At 35.6% G+C, this 19,793-nt stretch carries 29 protein-coding genes and 1 pseudogene; 26 read left to right on the forward strand and 4 right to left on the reverse strand.

What is annotated here, in order from left to right; genetic code table 11:
* Window positions 1-7: 7 nt before the first annotated feature.
* The 15 genes and pseudogenes from L3081_RS10350 to fliE all read left to right on the forward strand — a co-directional run bounded on the left by L3081_RS10350 (window position 8) and on the right by fliE (window position 8,599).
* A complete protein-coding gene (locus tag L3081_RS10350) occupies window positions 8-232 on the forward strand; it encodes a cytochrome c family protein (protein ID WP_242285879.1) in 225 nt (74 codons plus the stop codon).
* Window positions 204-554, forward strand: coding sequence for a c-type cytochrome (locus L3081_RS10355; protein WP_242285882.1), 351 nt, complete (start codon window positions 204-206; stop codon window positions 552-554). The genes L3081_RS10350 and L3081_RS10355 overlap by 29 nt, the downstream gene beginning before the upstream one ends.
* A 230-nt stretch (window positions 555-784) precedes the next feature.
* Window positions 785-1,156, forward strand: coding sequence for a hypothetical protein (locus tag L3081_RS10360; protein WP_242285884.1), 372 nt, complete (start codon window positions 785-787; stop codon window positions 1,154-1,156).
* Window positions 1,157-1,393: 237 nt separating this feature from the next.
* Complete coding sequence (locus L3081_RS10365; protein ID WP_242285886.1) at window positions 1,394-1,831, forward strand: MerR family transcriptional regulator; 438 nt, start codon at window positions 1,394-1,396, stop codon at window positions 1,829-1,831.
* Window positions 1,824-4,087 (forward strand): annotated as a pseudogene (locus L3081_RS10370) (heavy metal translocating P-type ATPase). The gene L3081_RS10365 and the pseudogene L3081_RS10370 overlap by 8 nt, the downstream one beginning before the upstream one ends.
* A 23-nt stretch (window positions 4,088-4,110) precedes the next feature.
* Window positions 4,111-4,473 (forward strand): cupredoxin domain-containing protein, encoded by a 363-nt coding sequence (locus tag L3081_RS10375; RefSeq protein WP_242285888.1) that lies wholly within the window; start codon window positions 4,111-4,113, stop codon window positions 4,471-4,473.
* Between the two features lie 3 nt (window positions 4,474-4,476).
* Window positions 4,477-4,851 (forward strand): P-II family nitrogen regulator, encoded by a 375-nt coding sequence (locus L3081_RS10380; protein WP_242285890.1) that lies wholly within the window; start codon window positions 4,477-4,479, stop codon window positions 4,849-4,851.
* Window positions 4,844-5,173: a DUF2933 domain-containing protein gene (locus L3081_RS10385; protein ID WP_242285892.1), complete on the forward strand. Its 330-nt coding sequence runs from the start codon at window positions 4,844-4,846 to the stop codon at window positions 5,171-5,173. The genes L3081_RS10380 and L3081_RS10385 overlap by 8 nt, the downstream gene beginning before the upstream one ends.
* Window positions 5,163-5,825, forward strand: a complete 663-nt coding sequence (locus L3081_RS10390) for a methyltransferase family protein (protein WP_242285894.1) — start codon at window positions 5,163-5,165, stop codon at window positions 5,823-5,825. Before L3081_RS10385 ends, L3081_RS10390 begins: the two co-directional genes overlap by 11 nt.
* The gene (locus L3081_RS10395; protein WP_242285896.1) at window positions 5,818-6,183 is read left to right on the forward strand and encodes a cation transporter; all 366 of its coding nucleotides are present in this window, start codon (window positions 5,818-5,820) and stop codon (window positions 6,181-6,183) included. The genes L3081_RS10390 and L3081_RS10395 overlap by 8 nt, the downstream gene beginning before the upstream one ends.
* A gap of 123 nt (window positions 6,184-6,306) precedes the next feature.
* Window positions 6,307-6,561, forward strand: a complete 255-nt coding sequence (locus L3081_RS10400; RefSeq protein WP_242285897.1) for a hypothetical protein — start codon at window positions 6,307-6,309, stop codon at window positions 6,559-6,561.
* A gap of 105 nt (window positions 6,562-6,666) precedes the next feature.
* Entirely contained in the window at window positions 6,667-6,969 is a 303-nt protein-coding gene (locus tag L3081_RS10405) for a YHS domain-containing protein (RefSeq protein ID WP_242285899.1), read from the forward strand.
* A complete protein-coding gene (locus L3081_RS10410; protein ID WP_242285901.1) occupies window positions 6,959-7,219 on the forward strand; it encodes a DUF5676 family membrane protein in 261 nt (86 codons plus the stop codon). The genes L3081_RS10405 and L3081_RS10410 overlap by 11 nt, the downstream gene beginning before the upstream one ends.
* 180 nt (window positions 7,220-7,399) lie before the next feature.
* Window positions 7,400-8,032, forward strand: a complete 633-nt coding sequence (locus tag L3081_RS10415) for a CBS domain-containing protein (RefSeq protein WP_242285903.1) — start codon at window positions 7,400-7,402, stop codon at window positions 8,030-8,032.
* A gap of 243 nt (window positions 8,033-8,275) precedes the next feature.
* Entirely contained in the window at window positions 8,276-8,599 is a 324-nt protein-coding gene (gene fliE, locus L3081_RS10420; RefSeq protein ID WP_242285905.1) for a flagellar hook-basal body complex protein FliE, read from the forward strand.
* 306 nt (window positions 8,600-8,905) lie between these two features.
* On the opposite strand, the gene L3081_RS10425 is transcribed toward fliE, so the two are convergent.
* On the reverse strand, window positions 8,906-9,715 hold the full coding sequence (locus L3081_RS10425) for a helix-turn-helix domain-containing protein (protein ID WP_242285907.1): 810 nt from the start codon (window positions 9,713-9,715) through the stop codon (window positions 8,906-8,908).
* Window positions 9,716-9,813: 98 nt separating this feature from the next.
* Here L3081_RS10425 and L3081_RS10430 point away from each other — a divergent pair, with 98 nt between their 5' ends.
* On the forward strand, window positions 9,814-10,416 hold the full coding sequence (locus L3081_RS10430; RefSeq protein ID WP_242285909.1) for a class I SAM-dependent methyltransferase: 603 nt from the start codon (window positions 9,814-9,816) through the stop codon (window positions 10,414-10,416).
* A gap of 156 nt (window positions 10,417-10,572) precedes the next feature.
* Here L3081_RS10430 and L3081_RS10435 read toward each other — a convergent pair whose 3' ends face one another.
* On the reverse strand, window positions 10,573-11,151 hold the full coding sequence (locus L3081_RS10435) for a DUF6037 family protein (RefSeq protein ID WP_242285911.1): 579 nt from the start codon (window positions 11,149-11,151) through the stop codon (window positions 10,573-10,575).
* 57 nt (window positions 11,152-11,208) lie between these two features.
* A complete protein-coding gene (locus L3081_RS10440; RefSeq protein WP_242285913.1) occupies window positions 11,209-12,081 on the reverse strand; it encodes a WYL domain-containing protein in 873 nt (290 codons plus the stop codon).
* A 236-nt stretch (window positions 12,082-12,317) separates the two neighbouring features.
* On the opposite strand from L3081_RS10440, the gene L3081_RS10445 reads away from it, so the two are divergent.
* The 8 genes from L3081_RS10445 to L3081_RS10480 all read left to right on the forward strand — a co-directional run bounded on the left by L3081_RS10445 (window position 12,318) and on the right by L3081_RS10480 (window position 17,583).
* Window positions 12,318-13,535 (forward strand): nucleotidyltransferase domain-containing protein, encoded by a 1,218-nt coding sequence (locus L3081_RS10445; RefSeq protein ID WP_242285915.1) that lies wholly within the window; start codon window positions 12,318-12,320, stop codon window positions 13,533-13,535.
* A gap of 2 nt (window positions 13,536-13,537) precedes the next feature.
* Window positions 13,538-13,993 (forward strand): type II CBASS E2 protein, encoded by a 456-nt coding sequence (locus L3081_RS10450; RefSeq protein ID WP_242285917.1) that lies wholly within the window; start codon window positions 13,538-13,540, stop codon window positions 13,991-13,993.
* A 1-nt stretch (window position 13,994) separates the two neighbouring features.
* Complete coding sequence (locus L3081_RS10455) at window positions 13,995-15,077, forward strand: SAVED domain-containing protein (protein WP_242285919.1); 1,083 nt, start codon at window positions 13,995-13,997, stop codon at window positions 15,075-15,077.
* Window positions 15,074-15,514, forward strand: coding sequence for an SMODS domain-containing nucleotidyltransferase (locus L3081_RS10460; protein WP_242285921.1), 441 nt, complete (start codon window positions 15,074-15,076; stop codon window positions 15,512-15,514). The genes L3081_RS10455 and L3081_RS10460 overlap by 4 nt, the downstream gene beginning before the upstream one ends.
* Window positions 15,515-15,651: 137 nt before the next feature.
* On the forward strand, window positions 15,652-16,398 hold the full coding sequence (locus L3081_RS28195; RefSeq protein WP_242285923.1) for a nucleotide-binding domain-containing protein: 747 nt from the start codon (window positions 15,652-15,654) through the stop codon (window positions 16,396-16,398).
* A gap of 17 nt (window positions 16,399-16,415) precedes the next feature.
* Window positions 16,416-16,739, forward strand: coding sequence for a hypothetical protein (locus tag L3081_RS10470; RefSeq protein WP_242285925.1), 324 nt, complete (start codon window positions 16,416-16,418; stop codon window positions 16,737-16,739).
* A gap of 24 nt (window positions 16,740-16,763) precedes the next feature.
* Window positions 16,764-17,093, forward strand: coding sequence for a hypothetical protein (locus L3081_RS10475; RefSeq protein WP_242285927.1), 330 nt, complete (start codon window positions 16,764-16,766; stop codon window positions 17,091-17,093).
* Window positions 17,094-17,352: 259 nt separating this feature from the next.
* Window positions 17,353-17,583: a hypothetical protein gene (locus tag L3081_RS10480; protein ID WP_242285929.1), complete on the forward strand. Its 231-nt coding sequence runs from the start codon at window positions 17,353-17,355 to the stop codon at window positions 17,581-17,583.
* An 87-nt stretch (window positions 17,584-17,670) separates the two neighbouring features.
* Here the strand turns inward: L3081_RS10480 and L3081_RS10485 are convergent, their stop codons facing one another.
* Complete coding sequence (locus L3081_RS10485) at window positions 17,671-17,946, reverse strand: HU family DNA-binding protein (protein ID WP_242285931.1); 276 nt, start codon at window positions 17,944-17,946, stop codon at window positions 17,671-17,673.
* Window positions 17,947-18,719: 773 nt separating this feature from the next.
* Here L3081_RS10485 and L3081_RS29035 point away from each other — a divergent pair.
* Window positions 18,720-18,926, forward strand: coding sequence for an AbiTii domain-containing protein (locus L3081_RS29035; protein ID WP_420839723.1), 207 nt, complete (start codon window positions 18,720-18,722; stop codon window positions 18,924-18,926).
* On the forward strand, window positions 18,880-19,638 hold the full coding sequence (locus tag L3081_RS10490; protein WP_242285933.1) for an AbiTii domain-containing protein: 759 nt from the start codon (window positions 18,880-18,882) through the stop codon (window positions 19,636-19,638). The genes L3081_RS29035 and L3081_RS10490 overlap by 47 nt, the downstream gene beginning before the upstream one ends.
* The last annotated feature ends 155 nt before the right edge of the window (window positions 19,639-19,793 follow it).

The raw sequence follows: 19,793 nt of genomic DNA on the forward strand, positions 1-19,793 counted from the left end.
AACTATCATGAAATTTATCAAATTATTATTACCCGTAGTTGTGTTAATTATCAATGTGTTTTCGGTGCAAGCGCAGCATGTTAGCGATCCTTCATTGGTTGCCAAAGGGGCAAAAGTCTATAGTGAAAATTGTGGACGATGCCATAATGCCCGTCCAACCGGAAGAGTATTCGAAAAAAGAATGGTCGGTTGTTATTCCGCACATGAGAGCAAAAGCTCATATGACAGGTAAGGAAGCGTTAGCTGTTGAAGCTTTTCTGGCAAGTACCTTAACTGCTGATGTTAGAAATGAAGCGAACTATGCAAATGTTGATGCACCTAAGAAAACGGGAGCGGAATTAGTAGCGCAGTTTGGCTGTCAGGGTTGTCATCAAATTAGGGGTGAAGGTGGCAAGCTAGGTCCTACTTTAGATGGCGTTATATCAAACAAAGGGGAAGCATTTGTTCTTAAGAAATTAGCTAATCCTAAATTTAATAATGCTGCATCTGCGATGCCTAAATATCCTATGAATAAAGCGGATATGAAAGCAATTGTAGGTTACTTAGCTAAATAGTGTGTTGATATATATAAAATAGTAATGTATTTAGCGACAGGCTAGTTAATTTTTAACCTGTCGCTATAGTTTTGTTAAAAACGTAGTTTTCATAAATGTTATTTTTGTATTAAACATAGGTTTAACTCTTTTTTTGATATAGAACATGACAATTTATTGATAATAAACTAGTATTAATTTGTGTGGAATTATTGGTGGTCAGTACAGTGTTTAAATTCAAAAGTTACATAGTGCTTGTAATGATTTTGTTGCTATCGCAACAAAGTTTTGCTGCCTTGTTACCTATGAATTGTGATGACATGAAAAATGCTTCAGTTGTTCATACAGAAAATAATTCACACATAACCTCACAAATGCATGACCATAACTCAGCATCTAAAGACAGCATGTCTTCGCATGAGAAATGTGATGTCTGCGATTCTGGTGATTGTCGATGTAGTACAATGGCCCTATGCTTAAGCTCTACCTATACAATAGTTTCGCAACAACTAAATGATCAACATGCCTTGTTTGTAGATCATGGTAAAAGATTTATATTCCCAGATGAATCCCCCGATTCTGGTATAGAGTTACACCCCTTTAGACCACCCATTTCTATTTAATCACAGGTTCAGTACGTCAAAAATTCGTACTTTAACTAGCACCTTTTACAGTGTTGGGCTTAGTGATGGTGGTTAATTTTCTCCCATTATTTGCTTCTCTTACTCTGCTCAACACTTTTTACTCATAAAAATATTTTAGTTCTACAACTTGACCTGTGTCTTAGACGCAGGTGTAAGCTTAACTTAGGTTAGTAAATAACCATTTGGTTTTACTTGTTAGGAATAAAGGTTAAAACGATGAGAGTAACAGAATTAGCAAATGCATTGAATACAACACCAGATACGGTCCGTTATTACACTCGTATTGGGCTTATTGAGCCAATTAAAAGTCCTAAAAATGGTTATAAGTCTTATGGTAAAGCGGTACAGCAGAGATTGAAGTTTATCTTGAATACTCGACAACTAGATTTTTCAGTGGAAGAAATAAGAGAAATTTTAACCGAAGCTGATAAAGGCCATACAGCTTGTCCATTGGTAAGAGAAATTGTTGAACACAGGTTGGCTGAAACAGAAAAACAATTCCAATCAGCGCTGCTATTAAGAGAAAAGCTAAAAAACGCAATAAGTGATTGGCAGAGCAAGCCGGACAAAGCGCCCACTGGGCATATGATTTGTCACCTTATTGAAGGTGAAACGCTTGAAGGTGATGATAATCAAGGAGGTCATGATGAATAAAATTTTAAATAATAATGCTGACAAAAAGACTCAAGAGCTGATTATTGATGGGGCTAGCTGTGCTAGTTGTGTTGGCAAAATTGAAGTAGCGTTACGAAGTATTGATGGAGTTGATAGTGCAGAAATGAATTTTGCACTTAGAACGGTTACGGTAACAGGAACTGTTGAAATAGAGCTTCTTATTAAAACAGTCGAATCTATTGGTTATAACGCAAAGAGTGCTGAAGATAAAAGTGATGATGAGCTAATAGATGAAAAAGATATAGCAGACCAAAAATATTATAAAAGTTTGATGAGACAAATGTGGATAGCTTTAGGGTTAGGTATCCCATTGATGGTTTACAGTTTGTTTGGTGGGCCAATGACTGTTGAAACTTCACTTGAACGAGGTATTTGGTTATTTATCGGTATTTTATGCGCAGCCATTATGTATTTTTCAGGTAAACATTTTTATGTTGGTGCTTGGAAATCTTTTACAAATCACACTGCCAATATGGACACTTTAATAGCCTTAGGAACAGGAACTGCTTGGATCTATTCAATGGTAGTCGTGTTCTTTCCTATGGTATTGCCTGAGATGGCTAGACATGTTTATTTTGAAGCAACGGCAATGATCATTGGCTTAATTGATCTAGGACTAGCTTTAGAAGTGAAAGCACGTGGACGTACAAGTGAGGCTATAAAACGCTTGATAGGTCTTCAAGCTAAAACGGCTCGTGTCGTGCGTGATAATAAAGAAATTGATATCGCAATCGAGCAGGTATTACTCAACGATATTGTTCGAGTAAGACCTGGAGAAAAAATATCGGTAGATGGCATTGTTATCCAAGGGCATACATCGATAGATGAATCAATGTTAACGGGTGAGCCAATGCCTGTTGAAAAAGCTGAAGAAGATGAAGTGGTTGCAGGGACACTAAATAAAACTGGTTCAGTATTATTTAAGGCTACTCGTGTTGGTAAAGATACGGCATTAGCACAAATTATTAATATGGTTAAACGTGCACAAAATTCCAAGCCTCCAATTGGTCGTTTAGCCGATGTTATTTCAGGTTATTTTGTTCCTGTTGTTATTATTATCGCAATCGTTAGTGCACTAGCCTGGCTAAACTTTGGACCCGATCCGGCATTAGCTTTTGCTGTGGTATCAGCGACGACAGTATTAATTATTGCTTGTCCTTGTGCTCTTGGGTTAGCAACCCCTATGTCGGTTATGGTAGGTGTCGGTAAAGCCGCTGAAGCAGGTGTGCTCATTCGTAATGGAGAAGCATTACAAACCGCTTCAAAAATCACCGCTATGATCCTTGATAAAACGGGCACTATTACCGAAGGTGCCCCGAAAGTCACAGATGTCCTCATTGCAGATCAGTCATATAGCGAAAAATATATTTTGACGGCTGCTTCTAGTATAGAAAGTGGCTCAGAGCATCCATTAGCCCAAGCTATTGTTGACTCTACCATTGAACAGGGCATTGACCCTGAAACAGTTACTGATTTTCATGCGATTGCAGGGCATGGTGTAAAGGCAATATTCAATGGTCATCAATTGCTTTTTGGTAATCAAAAACTGATGTTAAAAAATGGTGTAGTGCTAATGGAGTATGTTGAAAAGGCACAAAAACTTGCTGATGAAGCCAAGACACCTATGTATCTAGCTATTGATAAAAAACTAGCTGCAATTATTGCCGTTTCTGATCCAATCAAAACAGACTCTATTTCAGCTATCAAGCGATTACAGGCTAATGGTATTCGTGTGGTAATGCTTACTGGCGATAATAGGGCTACCGCTAATGCAGTGGCTAAAAAAATAGGTATTACAGAGGTCTTTGCAGAAGTACTTCCTGAAGACAAGTCAAACAAAGTAGCTGAGTTACAAGCACAAGGTGAAATCGTTGGTATGACGGGCGATGGCATTAATGATGCCCCCGCATTGGCGTTGGCCAATGTTGGATTTGCTATTGGCACCGGGACAGATGTTGCAATAGAAAGTGCTGATATTACTTTAATGCGAGGATCATTACATGGACTTGCTGATGCTATAGCAGTGAGTAAAGCAACCTTGCGCAATATTAAACAAAATCTATTTGGTGCTTTTATATACAACGTGGCAGGGGTTCCCTTTGCCGCAGGTTTACTATACCCGTTTTTTGGACTTTTACTTAACCCTGTTATTCCGGAGCTGCAATGGCATTTTCATCATTAACGGTGGTGACAAATGCAAACCGATTACGCTTCTTTAAACCACAAGAACATTAATTCAGCTATTAGGAGAATTAGAAATGATGATAATAAATTTAATCGGTTTGGTGCTCATAGCCTTAGTTGTATGGTGGTTTTGGCTATACAAACCGACCAAAGCAGTTGATGCAAGTGTTGAAAGTACAACGGTAGTGGTTAATAACGGTATATATGAGCCTTCCAGAATAAAGGTGCTAGAAGGTAAAAAAACAACACTTCAATTTTTAAGAAAAGACGGTAGCCCCTGTGCCGCTACTGTGTTATTTCCCGCATTTGAAATTAGTGAAGAGCTGCCATTAAATGCCAATAAAACAATAGAGCTTCCGTCGATGTTATCTGGGGAATATTTATTTCATTGCCCTATGAAAATGTATACGGGCACCTTAATTGTTGAGAAGGAGTAATTTATGACGATTAAAAAAATAACCGCAATCATTAATGAAATGCAATTGGATAATGTTGCAAAAGCGCTTTGTGATCATAGTGTCACTGGTTTCACTATTCACCCGGTCACAGGGCGAGGTAATTATTGCAATATGTTTTCAAAAGATGGGTTAGTTACCCATAAGCAGATTGAAATTTATACCAGTGAAGAGCATGCAACTCAGATAGCTGCCCTAATCATGAAAACAGCGGATGTAGCCCTAAATAGTGAAGGGCTTGTAGCGGTAACTACGGTTGATGAGTTGTTTTGGGTTTATCAACAAACACTTGCTCAAGTTAATGATTTTAATTTTAGTAGCACATCTGAAAATACCGTGCCTGGAGAGAGTAATGAGTAACAAACCTCGTTCATTTTGGTCCACTCCTTCAGGTTGGGCAGCGCTTGGATTAATTGGGGCAGCTTCCTATTTTTTATTAATGGAGCATACCCAACATTTCTTTCAATTTTTACCGTTTTTAATCTTATTACTCTGTCCTTTAATGCATGTGTTCATGCATGGAAGTCACGGAAAGCATGAACATGTTTCACAGGAAAAAGATGATCCGCCTTCATTCCAAGAAATTACAGATAAAAATGGTGCATATAGGGATGGTTACATAGAAGGTCTTAAAGCAGGTAGAGAAGAAAAAGTGCCTAAGGAGAATAATAATGAACGGTGATTACGGAATGTGGACTTTAGTACTCCTTAACTCGGCAATTTTTATTTTTTTCGCTTTTAGTTTTGTCAAACCACAAACCAAGACAGATTGGCGAACTTTAGGTGCATTTTCGGCTTTTATTGTCGCTTTGTTTACTGAAATGTATGGTTTTCCGTTAACTATCTATTTTTTGTCTGGTTGGCTTACAGAGAATTATCCAGGTATTGATTTTTTCGCTCATGAAAATGGTCACTTATTGCATACGTTTTTTGGTTTTGAAGGCAATGCTCATTGGGACCCTCTACATATAGCGAGTAATGTATTCATTATTTTAGGGTTTTTCATCTTATCTTCAGCATGGAATGTCCTACATCAAGCACAAAAAACTAAAGTCTTGGCAACTTCAATTTGGTATGCACGTTGTAGACATCCCCAGTATGTCGCTTTCATATTGATCATGTTTGGTTTTTTATTGCAATGGCCAACTATCCCAACATTAGTCATGTTTCCAATTTTGTTAGTTGTCTATGTGCAACTTGCTAATAAAGAAGAGGGCATGGTTATTAGTGAGTTTGGAGATGAATACCTGAGTTACATGAGTAAAACCCCCGCTTGGATACCCAAGTTTAATTTAAATACATCATATAAGAAGCAAGGAGAAAATCATGAGTGATTTTGACCATAGAGTAGGCGTAAAAGAAGCAAATTTAGTTACTAGAAATTTGAGACTAAGTAATGTAAACGAAGACAACAGAAGTGCATTAATGGAAGAGATTGATCATCTTTTTGGTATTGATGAAGCTAGTTTCAATACGGAAGAAAAATCAATTTATCTTGCATATGATGCGACGAATATAAATTTGGATGGCATTGAGGAGGTAATTAAAAAACATGGAGCTGATATCCATAATGACTGGTGGACTCATACTAAAGATGACTACTACAAATTTGTCGATCAGAACTTGAAAGACAACTCAGAACATACACCTTGGAGTTGTCATAAATCACCTCCAGGTGCAGGTAAAAAATAACTTTTAAAATCTACAAAAATGAGGAAATTATTATGTTAAATAAAATATCAAAATTAGTGGTTTTAGGTATCTTTTCTATTGGTCTTCGGCTGTGCGAATAGTGATTTTTCACATGAATATTTGATGAGCGGACAAGTTGTATCTACAAATAATGAAGTTGTTGTTTGTGTTGGTGAAGCAAATGGTGCAGAGGTTGGCCAAATATTGACTGCATATAGAATTGTTGCAACTTATACCAACGATGAGGGTGCAGATTCTTACAAAAAAGTTGATATAGGTCAGGTTAAAATCGATAAAATTATCAATAAGCATTTTGCCAAAGTAACGGTCTTAAAAGGAGAGGTTAAAAAACACGATATGGTTCAACTGAACAAGTAATGATTAGTTTATTGCGTGGTATAGCGGTTTCATACCACGCAACATCACTTGAATTTAAGTGGCATATTAAGTGATATTTACTTAATCCTATTGAGGAGAATTGTTATGGAAGGTTTATTTACTTTATTGCTATATGCAGGGCTATTTTATTTTCTAATGCGCTTTGGTTGTGGTGCTCATACTGCTCATGGACATCATAAGAAGAAAGTTGTATCAGCCCCTACTATAGATCCTGTCTGTGGAGCTACAGTCGAAGAAGAACAAGGGTATGGCAAACTTCAGCAAGGGCATTTATTTCGTTTTTGTTCAAAGGAATGTCTTGATGAATTTGACAATAATCCTGATAAATATGTTGAAAAATCTAATATTGTTTCGCTAGCGGAAAAGGAAAGAAAAAATGACTCATAAAATTTCATTGAAAGCGTTTGGTCATGCGACTAGTTTTCTTATTGCTTCAACCTTCGTTATTTGCGTTGTTTTTGATTTGATGTTCCCTGAGCATGCGATGTATTCACTTTGGCTAAAGCTGTTACCTGGATTTGAATGGATTACTTGGCAAAGTTTCTTTTTAGGTTTGGTAGAAAGTTATCTATATGGTTGGTATATCACTTTAATTTGGGTGCCAATATATAACTATGTAGGCAGTAAGAGTAAATAAAACAATCTAAGTTTAGTGAGCTTTTTAACAGGAAATTAAGGATATTTAGTGGAACAGAAAAACATAATTTACAAGCCTATTCTATGAGGATTGATACTAGTAAAAGAAATAGGAATGTTTGCCTGTTAAGGCAAGGGATTAAATCTTGCGTATTTTATCTTACCATGGAGATTATAAACTATGACTTATTGGATTTTCAGCCAAGGTTTACCTGTTCCTGCTAGAACAGATAGATTGTTGGAAAAGCAAAGAGTCAAACCGTTAACGGCATTAACCAAGAGCACAAAAATTTCAGATATGGAGGAAAATAGTGTTCAGATCCCGGAAGTTAATGACCTAAAAAGGAAAGTTGTAAGCACTGCATATCACAACGTTTCCAATAATGAGCGCCAATCAGTAAAAAATGCTAATGATATTATGACATCTCCAGTGATTTCCTTGTTTGACGATACTTTAATTTCCGAAGCATGGCTTAAGTTTCAAGATTATCGCTTTCGACACTTTCCTGTGACTAATCGAGCTAATCAGATCATAGGAATTGTTTCGGATAGAGATATGTTTGCCAACACAAATTTTAATAATAAAGTAGTTTCTATACAAAAAACGACAGAATCAATTGCTCAAATAATGGTTAATAAAGTCATTACTGCTTCTGCTGATACAAGTATCCATGAAATTTGCCAAGTAATGTTTAATCAGCATATTGGGGCACTTCCAATCGTGGATGAAAAGCACCAATTATTGGGACTCATTACACGAAGTGATATTTTAAGAGTGTTAATTAAAAATGAAGCAATGGAATTTTGGGTATAGAAACCTCTCGGCTATATTGTAAAGGGATTAGAGATTAATTCTGCTTTGCACACTAGAGAGATATTTGGGATGAAATGTTTGTCAATTTATTAACTGTTGTTGTTCATAATGTAAATTAAAACTTAAAAGGTGCGTTTGACTCATGCGTTAGTTGTTGATATTTATGGTTTTTGTTGTTTTGTTTGGCATTGTTATTGCAGATTACAATAAACCTATATGAAATTTTGACACCGAGAAATTAATATGACTATCGTAGAAAACTCTCTTTATACTCAAATGCAGAGCATGTCTCTTGAAGCGGTCAATAAACCTCAAAACAATATTGATGCTGTTAATAAATCGACTAATAAATTTGGTGATTTACTTGTAGATGCTCTTAACACTGTTAATGATTTGCATAAGGTTGCAGGTAAGAAAACAACAGCATTTGAGTTAGGTGATAGGAGTGTAACACTAGCAGAGGTTATGGTTGCACGTTCTAAAGCCGGAATAGGCTCTAGTGCAGCTATTCAAATCCGCAACAAGGCAATTGAAGGGTATAAAGAAATTATGAGTATGCCTGTCTAATTCATATAATAAATTAACGCCATTCAATCATAGCTAATTCATACAAGTAAAATAGATAAACCTCTGACACTCTATAACTAACTATACACAGGTTAGTAGGTGAAATAATGAAAAAATTTTTAACTAGTATGTTATTGCTATCTACTGTTGTAATTATACTTTTGGCCACTTTACTTCACGGTTTTATTGCTGATATTTCGATTTTTCATGGCATGATATTACACCCACTCTTCTTATTGTCAGGGCTATATTTATTGCTATATTACAAGAGATAAGGAGTGAAAATAATTCCTGATAATATCAGTATCACTGAAAAATGACTGATACTGGTAGCTGTTTATTAACAATCTTAGAGGGAGAAATACCATACATTTGTTTAAATACTTTAGAAAAATGAGCAGAGTCTGTAAAACCTCCGTGATGTGCACCATCTGTTAAAGAATGGCGTTTAACTGCAAACTCCATAGCGATACGAATTCGACACCACAGTGAATAACGACGAATAGGTGTCCCAACTTCCTCTTTAAAAAGATGCGCTAATCGACTAGGCGATATATGTACACTTTGAGCCAATTCACTTATAGGGATCTGGCTATCTATACGGGTGCTCAATTGCTGCAATACTTCTCTTACGCGCGGATCAATTCTGATATTAGAAGAGGAAGGAATGATTAGCTCTTCGATGATTTTTTTCGCTGACTCCTTAAATATCCCCTTAAACTGAATGTTACCTAATTCGCTAATGAGTTCTTTCGAAAAACTCAAGGACTTGAAAGGTCTATCTTCACATAAGCCATATTGTTTAGATATAGTTTGATAAGGGTTACTTCTAATGTCTAAAAATAATGTAGCAATGATCGTATCTGGGGCTACTAACCTATGAGCAGCATTAGCTGCGATAACAACTGCATCAAAAGTTTCTGATAATCCGTTCTTATCTATCAATTGAAATGTGTTGTTTAATCCGATGCATACTTGGGCCGCATGATGCCGATGCAGAATGGTGTCAAAACTACTTCCAATATATAAAACGTATTGATTACTAAGACATAGATGATTCATAAAAAAAGTCAGTTTGAACATTGGCTCATTCCCTAATATAGCAACTTCATACAAGTCAGTCTTTTTATTTTTAGAGATAATGTAGTCCAAACAAAGAGGACATGTGAATATGACTGAAGAGAAAAACTATACCCCAAACCTTAAGGTTTAATTTGCTAACCCCATGTTACGACTGGATTGTTCAGTGGTCATCTAAAGAAAAGGTGTTTAAAAATAAACTGATTGAACAGGCAGTATTTACCAATGAAGATACTGTTTTAGATGTCGGATGTGGAACAGGAACATTGCTGAGTATGTTGAAGCATGAACATCTTGATCTGCATGGAGTAGACATTGATCCTAATTGTCTTTTGCTTGCTAAGCAAAAACTAAATAAGTTCAGTTTGTCAGTAAAACTTCAAAAGGGATCAGCTACATTTTTGCCCTATGAACAGGACTCTTTTGATCATGTGTTTTGTAGTTTGATGTTTCATCATTTAACCGATGATGACAAGGTAGATGGACTGAAAGAAATCTATAGAGTACTCAAACCTGGAGGGGAGTTACATTTTGCCGATTGGGGCAGACCGAGTTCGCGATGGAGTCGGTGGCGTTTTTTGATTGTTCAGTTACTGGATGGTTTTGCCACTACAAATGCTTGCTTGTCAGATTTCGTTGCAAAAAGTATGCGAGATCTTGGTTTTACTGTCTTGGAAACAGGACGTGTTAATGCTTTAGTGGGAGAAATTGTGCTGTTAAATGCTAAAAAGCTTTAGCTGCTTGGTAGTTTGAAAATAGAATGAATTCAATTTTCACACATTTTGATATTTTCGATGGTTTTTGTTATTTCACTTAATATAAAAAGTTATATTTACCTTTGCGATTATAAGGTCAGAGCAACCATTAGTAAGACTAAAATTAATGATAACTCCTTAGTTAGATTTGACTATCCAACTTTTATTTAAATCGACAGCGCTCCATTTGGATGAGGCATTCATTTTGCTGCTGTAGTCCGAAGCTTCTGGACCGAGAACCATCAGGGTTTTATGTCTGTTTTCTTTTGTTGAACCCTTTCCACTACTTTGTTTCCAATACATCCAGGTATCAAAATGAGGTCTATCTCTTTGCTCTGTTATATCAGGGCGTAAACGAATTATTTGACTTGGTTTAGGATTGTTTTTCATTGTAGCTTTTGTGGGAATTGTTTTATTAAGGTTGTCTAAGAATTCTTTTGGCATCAACTTATTGCCTGAGTTTTTTCCTGTTCTCAATACGGATGCAAGTTCATTATAGAAATCTCCAAAATATGGAGCAATCCAATAACCTTTTTTGACATCAAATAAAAAGAATTTAGGATTTTCCCCTCTAAGTGTCAGCGATAGAATATAGTTAGGTTTATCTCTAGTTGAAAACAAACAATCAAAACTAATAGTACCAAAAGTGATTTGAAATTGTTGCATTTCACTATTAATTAAAAGCATACTTCTATGTAACTGTTGTAATGATGTCATTTTCATAAATGGGAGCTACTATTGTCCTTGTATTCAATAAAATATTATTTTAAAGCTTTATTCATCAAACCCTTCGAAGCTACGAACTAAGTGCATATTCTCAACACCATATAGTGCCAATCTATTTTTAAGTTTAAGTCGGTAGAAGTGCTTTTCTGGAAGAGGATTTTTCGAGCAATCCACATAGAGTTTTTGTAAAAAATACCCTACGGATGATGCTCTAATTGAATGCTTTAAAACGCCATCTTTCATATTAAATTCTGAAATGACAGCTTCAGGATGTGGGTAGTCAGGATGAGGGATGATTTCTAAGTCTACAATTCTATTCCATTGATTGTCATTGGATTGATATTCATTGTGTAAAACTTCATCCTCGATGTTTTCTAGTTTTCGAAATCTAGAAATAAGAAAATCTGCAAATCTAGATTTTGTTCTATCATAAGCCCTTACATGCCATCTTGAACCGTTATGGATATAGGCATGTGGAATTAATAGCTTGGTACTAAAACCACTCGAATTAGAGAAGTAATCGACTTGAATTACCTTCTTGTTATAAATCGCTCTAGATAAAGGGGCTATGATATCAATTCTGGGATCATCTATTACATCTAAAATATCATTTGGAATATACGAACGATTATTGCTCTGTACAGTTCTACCTGTTAATAAATTCAAAACTTCTGAGGAATTGAATTCAAATAAAGATTTCCATGAACTATTTAATGCAAAGTTTTTAGAATTAGAGGAGTGACTAAAATTTTGAGGAGCTTTGTCTTTATATAAAGAAATATCCCTGCTTGCAGCAGCAGTTCCTATGCCAAACTTATCAATTAGATCTGATCTGGAAAATACACCTAAGAATTTTAAGCAAAATTCTATATAGCGCAATCTTTCTAATTGTGAAACGGGAACACCTTCTAAATTAATCATTGGTTACCACATCAATCCTTTATAAAGCTCAGAGCATCTTGTATACCACAATCAGCAAAAAAGTACAATGATGAGGTTTTTTAACTGATTCCATGATCTTTAATTTTTCCAATAAAATATATTGACTGTATCATGAGTATACAATAGTATGATTGGTGTACTAACACTGAATAATAAAAGATCAACTAAATAAATGGTGGAGGGCAGTAATAATAATGAAGAAATAGGATAAAAATATGAGTGCAAATTTATACAATCAAAGTTTTGCAGCATTATCGAGTGAACAAAGGACATTGTTTACTGAGTTACTTGAATATGCATGCCAGTCGTTAGAACCATCTGTAACTAAAAGAAAATTAGCAGATCAACGCTATAAGTCAGTAGGTACTTGGCTTGCGGAAAGTGATGACCCAATGTTCGAGGGAGTAGAAATATACCCGCAGGGAAGTCAGCGAATAGGCACTACAACAAAACCAATTTTTAGAGATGAATTTGATTTAGATTTTATTTGTTATTTACCGAGTGCCGTGGGTATTCATCCTGATGTTTGTCGTAAAAAGGTTATAGATAGACTCAAAGAAAATGGAAACTTCAAAGATCTTGTTTGTGAGTTGAACAGAGGTTGTAGGTCGGATTATGCCGATGAGTTTCACCTAGATATTACACCTGGTATACCAGACCAAAACCACGCTAATGAGTATGGCGCTATTTCAGTACCTGACAAAAAGTTAAAGGAATGGAAAGCATCAAACCCAAAAGGCTACGCGCAAGACTTTGATAACAAGGCGGAGTTAGAGCCTGTCTATATTGGTATATCTCATGCTATTTTGAGTCGAGTTGCACTTGAAGCTAAAAATATTGAAGAATTACCTAAGCACACTAAATTAAAAGGTATTTTAAAACGCGGTGTTCAGATCATGAAACGTCATCGTGATTTATTGTTTTATGATAATGCTGAATATGATGGTAAAGCACCTATATCAATAATAATAACGACATTAGCTGCTTTAGCGTATGAAGATATTGTCAACCGGCAAAGGTTTAGCAATGAATTAGAGGTATTACTTACTGTTGTTGAAAGTATGACCAAATTCATTGAAACGAAGGTGGTTGATGGCAAAATTGAAATGTGGGTTACCAATCCTAGAAATGTTCATGAAAACTTTGCCGAAAAATGGAATGTTGATGCTAAACGAGTTGAAGCATTTCATTATTGGCACAGAGATTTTGTTGAGAAATTAAGAGAGCTTGCTAGTGTAACTTCGTTACCTTTAATTAAAGAAAAATTAAATACTCTCATTGGTGAAAGATCATCTTCCAAAGCAATTGAAAAACATTATGAAGTATTAAATGAAACACGAAACAGTAATCAATTATTTATAAAAAAAACAGGAGCTATCTCAACTGCTGTAACCGCTACACCAGTTAAAGCTAATACGTTTTTTGGTAAGTAATAATGAAAAACTTTACTGACACAGCTATTAGTTTAAGCAAGCAATTGTATTTTTTGAAGGCTAAATTTCCCCAAGGTAAAGGATTAATTAAGAAAAACAAGTTGGTTTGGTATTGCCAATTATCGCTTGATGAAGCCTATGGAAATTACACTATTAAAATATTATATGACTTAAATTCGTCACCAAAAATTTATGTTATAGACCCAAATATATATGAAGTAACCAAAGGGATAGAACCACCGCATATATATATTTTTAACCAGTCTAAAACTCAACTGTGTTTATATTTTCCGTCATTCGGGGAATGGACATCGAGCAAATTCCTTAGCGATACGATTGTACCTTGGGCATCCCTCTGGCTTATGTATTTCACTGGTTGGTTAGCAACGGGCAAATGGTACGGTGGTGGTGAACACCCTGATGTTGACGAAAGCTTTATTAAAGGAAAGGTTTTATAAAATGATGAGAATAGTACAGGTTTTTCTTAGTTTTTTACGTTGGTATATAGAAGGTTTTCGTAATCCTACTATGAATGGCATTGCCAAAATGATCTTAGTTTGGTCACTAACAAGTTTAGCTGCCCTTAGTGCAGATCTTACATTTCCGACACAGTGGGGAACTATTTCTTTATCTCTAGGGGAAGGTGATGCCCTGCTGTGTAAAAGCTTAATAGTGATATCGCTGTTGATGATTTTCTACACAGAATATCAGGATAAGATGGAAGCTAATGATTCTCAGTTGATCAAAATACGTCACATGGGGCTTATCGACCATAGTATTGATGATGTATATAACTATATGCCGCGAAAATTAAAGCGCATAAAACCTCAGCCTTTTGACATTGAATTTGATAATAGCCACAAGACAACCAATATTGATGAATTACAGCAGCAACTAAACCAAATATGTCGATTACCCCAAACGATAAAAGATAGTGGGCGTTCATTAAATAATGGCAAGAAACATCTAGTTTACGGTGCTGTTGCCCCGGTCCCTATGCTCGCGGCTGTCGGGCATCTTGTAAGTAATATGCAAAATGTGCATGTCGCTGATTGGGACAGAGAAGCTAAGAAATGGCATTTCAACGAACTATTAGATGATGGCGAAAAACTGAATTTTGAAATTCTAAACAAAAGAGATAACCAAACTACCAGTGTAAATATTGCAATTTCTCTTAGTTTAAAATTGCGCCTTAATAATATAGAGACAGAGTTTCCTGACTCTGCTTTTTACCAAGTTTCTTTAGATTCCGGTGATCACGGTTATGACAAAATATCTAGTGAAGCCAAGCAAGAACGATTAGTTAAAAATATTTTAGAATTTATCAATAATGAAATCATCCCTAGCTATCCAAAGCTAGAGCAACTTAATTTCTTTGTTGCAGCACAAGCATCGTTTGTATTTCGACTTGGCTCTGTCTTAAATCAAGGACATCTGCCTAAAGTCGTTTTTTACCACTTCAATCCTGTTCATGAAGTCAAAACTCACCCTTGGGGTATTGCGTTTAATGGAAAAGTAAATGGTTATGAGGTGGTCGAATGAAACTGGTAAAACACTTTAATGAATTCTTATTAAATAATGTAAATTTGAACCAACACAGAATTGATACTTTAGAAAGTCGAGTATCAACCATAACTAATTTCTTAAAAGGAAGTGATAGCTTAAAAGCATCATTTATTACAGCAATTCCACAAGGTAGTTATGCACATAGGACTATTATTAAACCGACCGTCAAAAAAGCAGTTTTTGATGCCGATGTAGTGGTTTACCTCAAGCCTATTAAAGGTTGGGAACCAAAAGATTATATTCAAAAAATTTACGAGTTATTCAACAATTCTTCGCCATATAGGGGCAAAGCTTCAAGACAAACTCGATGTGTAAAATTAAATTATGCAGGTGAATTTCATATAGATGTAGTCCCGTGCATTCGCAAGGGTGGCTTCTTTCGGGTCAGCAAGAATTTGTATGTAATAAGTTAACTAACAAACTTGAATCATGCTCTAGTGTTGAATATAGCGATTGGGTTAAAGATAACAATAAAGTTGTTGCTAACAACAATCTAATTAAATCAATAAGGCTATTTAAATATTTAAGAGATCACAAACAAACATTTTCAGTGAAGTCTATTTTATTAACAACAATCGTGGCATCAAGGGTTAACAATTGGGACAAATACATCGGTACAGATGATTTTAAAGATCTGCCGACTACTTTTAAAAACCTGTTTAACCGACTAAATGAGTGGCTTGATGAAAATGACTCAATGCCTATCGTTAACAATCCCGTTGATGGTGAAGAAAATTTCAATCGCCATTGGGATGAAAATAAGTATCAAAACTTTAAGTCCCAAGTCAAAAAATATGATGCATGGGCGAATGATGCTTATGGCGAGATGGATAAAGCTAAATCAATTACTAAGTGGCAAAAGATCTTTGGCGATAAATTTGCGAAATCAGCTCCTGTTAAGAAGGAAGCAACAAAGCAACTACCTAGTCACTGTGAACCTTTGCGTTGGCCGCTTGCTTCTTATGCCTCGAAACTTAATGTTAAGGCAGTTGTTCAAAAAGGGAAAACATCAGTATCACTAGGAGATTTGGCATCTTTTGAGTCTGTACCTAAATCCCATTGGATAAGATTTGTCGTAAAAGATCAACTGGATAATGATACGCAAATTCATTGGCAAGTTGTCAATAATGGTGCTGAGGCGATAGAGAGTAAATGCCTAAGAGGAGACTTCTTTGAAGGCAAAGCAATACATAAAGAGTCTACAGCTTATAAGGGGCAACATTGGGTTGAAGCTGTTGCTATAAAAAATGAAATTTGTATTGCTAAGAGTGGCCCTGTTTTCGTCAATATAATGTAGAAAAAGGAGTAATTATTATGATGTTTATTGAGTTAATGGGGGCAATGTTATCAGGGATGATCTTAGGTGGTTTAGCTTACTTTCTTGCTATGGGAGGCTTATTACAGCTTACCGAGCAAATAGATTTAATCACTCCAGGAGTGATTTCAGTAATGCTATTTGGATTATTGATAGGTTGGAAATTTGATTTTTCATTGGTAGTTTTTTTCGAAAACACCAGTTCAGAAATAACTGATGCACACAGTGCTGTGTCATCCATGTCAGGTAGGTTGAAATACGTATTTTTGATTATTGGATTCATGTTGGGTACGAAATTTGGTTTTTGGACAGTCTCAAGATAGCACTTTATTTTTGGTAGGTAGAAAATGCAACAGAAGAAAATTAATCAACTGATCTCTAGATATCGCAGTGTAGACGATGCGATAAAGTATTCAGAATTTAAACTTGATAATCCACAACAAGTACTAGACGTTGCTCGTGATATTATGAGAAATATTCCTCCATCTTTTGGGGCTTGCGCAATGCTAAGTTCGATGTGGGTCGGGTATTTAAAAGATCACTATTCAATTCCTGCACTAGTTGTCGGTGATTTGAAAATTTCAGGTAAAACAATTTTTAAATGTAAAAAAAACATTCCTGAACCGACTAGAGCAGGAAAAGTAATTTCCTCAAACTGGGCAGGACATTCCGGATAGAAGTTGATGGTTGGATTGGGGACTTATCTGTTTTTAGAACAGCATATCAAATAGACGGGTTAAGCGTGTTAAGGGATTTTATTATTTCATCATTTGGAGAAAACCGAGGAGCGCTGCTTTGCCCACAAAGTGATTTACCACCGAGCATGAAATATGTTCCAAAATACATACTAAAAGACAATCAAATTGATAGTTTGATTTCTGGTATGGCTCATAGCATGAGCATTACTAACTAAAATTTTAAATAAGGAAGAAAATTATGGGTGCACAGTTCTTTTTTGGTGAAGTTGTTACCGCTAATGATAACAAAGGTAGTCGATTTAAATGTGAAGTAGAAGTCGTGGATAATCATGGTGTTCCTGAGTTAAGAATAGGCCCAGAAGATGAGGCTTACAATGGATCTATTGCTGAGTTTGATGATTGGGAACAATTTGAAAAATTTGTACAAGCTGTAAATGATTTACATTTTAGGTTATCCCCTAAGAAATAGAGCAAACTTACAAGAATTAGAACAATAAACGTTCAATAGGAGATTGAAAATGGATACTGCACCAGTATCCATTTATGCGCAAAATTATCAGCTATTGCAACTGTCTTTAAGGGCTTTACCTGCTTTAAAGCTAGGAACTTTAGCTGCTGAAATTTGAATTTCAGCACCTGTTTGGGGATTACGGCCTTTACGAGCTGCACGGTCATTGACTTTATAAGTACCAAAACCTACTAACGCAACTTCACCACCTCCGACTAACTCTTCTGTTACTGTTGCTATAAAACTATCTAAAGCACGTCCGGCTGATGCCTTAGTGATGTCAGCGCCAATAGCTATTTTTTCAATTAATTCAGACTTATTCATTTTATTATTCCTTTTGAGTTTAAACTTTTCTGAATGAATAATACTGAAAAGTAAGGGAAGAGCAATACTAAGAAGCATCCTTTTGTAGATTTGCCGACTAAATCTACAAATATTTTTAATTTGCTATAACTTAATCGTAATCGCAAAATAAATCATTTGTAGATCCAGATGTTCATGTTCTTACTACGCCTTCGATATACTATATTGTATCTGAATAAGGCTGTTGATGGTTTTTTAAACAAGTACTATACGTATATAGAAAAGAATACTTTATATCACCTGTTGCTAATAAAAAGTAAACTTAATCAAAGGCAATTGAATTGACCTTAATTAATTTCGAAAACTTGATTGTCCTGAAAATTTAATTACTCGTGCCTGTTTGGAAGGGGGCAGATCATAAGTTTTTGGTACATTGAATCCAAAGCCTCGCGTGCAGGGCTTTTTATTGGCTCTAAAATTGAAGCCTACCTCAGTGCTACTAAGTTTTACAATCCATCATCGTGCAGTAAGTGTAATTGACTTACTGTTGATAGGTAAGAAATATAGCAACAAAGAAGAAGTTACTCATGATAATTGCGTTATTGATGAATCATCATAAGTGATGTAGTGGCTTGGAGAATATCTGATACCAGTTAATTAAAATTGAATGGTTAAAGTGATGATAAATTACTCTGACCATTTTGTTCGAAGAGCCATTCATTACAGTTGAATTATCAACTAATTGACCATACATATACTGATAATAAGAATACAAATAAGCCTAATGGATCTACATGTCAATTTTTTCAAGGAATAATACATCTTTAATCACTGAAATCCAATCGCCGGCAACAAGTGAATCATCTAACGTTACCGATTTATTACGAAAATGCCTTGTTGTATCCAAAAAACTGAAGCTTCCTGATTTTGAAAAGTGGGTTAATAGTGAATTGAATGGCTATGATACCCCAAAGAGACGTTCCAAAATATCGAATTATTAATTGTACCTTGCACCTTAATAACCCATATAACGGCTTGATTCCTCTACATATCGAAGATGCTGAAATAGAAAAATACTTTACAAGTATTCCGATTGTACAGTCTGTTGGTAGCCTTAAAGCACTGTTAGATAAACACGTTGACGGCTACCTTAATTTACCTTTTTCAGGTGAAGATGCTGCCTATATTAACAGCAATACTGGTGGGTATAACCTGCCGCCAATAAGACGTGCATCAGTATCACTCGTGCATGGCATATTGGACAGCATTCGCAATAAGATATTACAGGTAGCACTTGGTTTTGAGGAGGCGGGAATAATAGGGGAAGGTATGAGTTTTTCAAGCGATGAAAAGAAACAGGCTGACGGGCTTAAAAATATCACTATTGAAAATTTCCAAGGTGTGCTTGGCAATGTAACCGACAGTACGGTTAACCAGACGAATACCATTAAAATTGAGAAGAATAATTTTGAATCATTAGCAAAACACCTTAAAGATGATTTAGGTGTAGAGTTCTCTGATATTGGAAACCTTCAAAATGCCATAGAGGAAGACGCTAAGGTTATTTCACCTGATAATGGCTCGTATGGTGCCAAGGTAAGTGAGTGGATCGGTTACATGGTTGGTAAGGCGGCTTCTGGTACATGGAGTGTTGGTATTGGTGCTGCCGGTGGCTTCCTTGGTACGGCATTAGGGAAATTCTATGGGTTTTAGATTTTGAATCCAAAGGTTCGCGTGCAGGGCTTTTTATTAGGTTCAAACCATCCTTTTTGTTTTTTAAGTTTTGCTGTTGTAATGTCAGTTGTTTAATATAAATGGTATGTTGTTAAAGTTGTATTTAAACCTTTTAGCCCCAACCAATAAAAGAG

Source organism: Colwellia maritima, from assembly GCF_022669015.1.
Taxonomy (GTDB): Bacteria; Pseudomonadota; Gammaproteobacteria; order Enterobacterales; family Alteromonadaceae; genus Colwellia; species Colwellia maritima.